Source organism: Mesorhizobium sp. M1A.F.Ca.IN.020.06.1.1, assembly GCF_004023265.1.
Classification (GTDB): domain Bacteria; phylum Pseudomonadota; class Alphaproteobacteria; order Rhizobiales; family Rhizobiaceae; genus Mesorhizobium.
In genome coordinates this window covers 1-473 of the sequence record NZ_RZSR01001782.1, presented here as the reverse complement: position 1 = coordinate 473, position 473 = coordinate 1, and the positions used below count along the sequence as shown (strand labels likewise).

The following is a 473-nucleotide window of genomic DNA, read 5'->3' as shown; positions in this document are numbered from 1 at the left end:
ACCTGAAGTCGCGCGGCTTCGGGCTGACTCTCGCCTCCTTCCGCCTCACCGGCAACATCGCCGAGATGGCGTCCGGCCGGCTGATTGAGCAGGCGGAAGTGACGGCGCTTCTCGACGATTTCTTCGATGCCCAGGCCGATTGGCAAAGCATCACCGACGGCGCCGCGGAGGCGCTGGCGTCGCTCGGACAGCGCGCCGAGATCGTGCTCCTGACCGCGATGCCACACAAGCACCGCGCCGTGCGCCGGGCGCATCTCGACGTGCTGGGCCTGAACTACCCGCTGCTGACCACGGAAATGGCAAAGGGCCCAGCCATCGCCAAGCTGCGCGGCGCCAAGGGCCGGCCCGTCGCCTTCGTCGACGACCAGCCCTCCAACCTGCTGTCGGCGCGCAGCTCTGTCGTCGACGCGCACCTCTTCCACCTGATGGCCGACAATTCGCTGCGCGCTTTCCTGCCGCCGACGCCGGACGAC

The 473-nt window shown here is 68.7% G+C and carries 1 protein-coding gene; it reads left to right on the top strand.

Annotation, left to right across the window (positions count from 1 at the left end):
• Positions 1-473 (top strand): hypothetical protein (locus tag EOA60_RS36870; protein WP_128312822.1); only part of this gene is annotated, 473 nt, incomplete at both ends.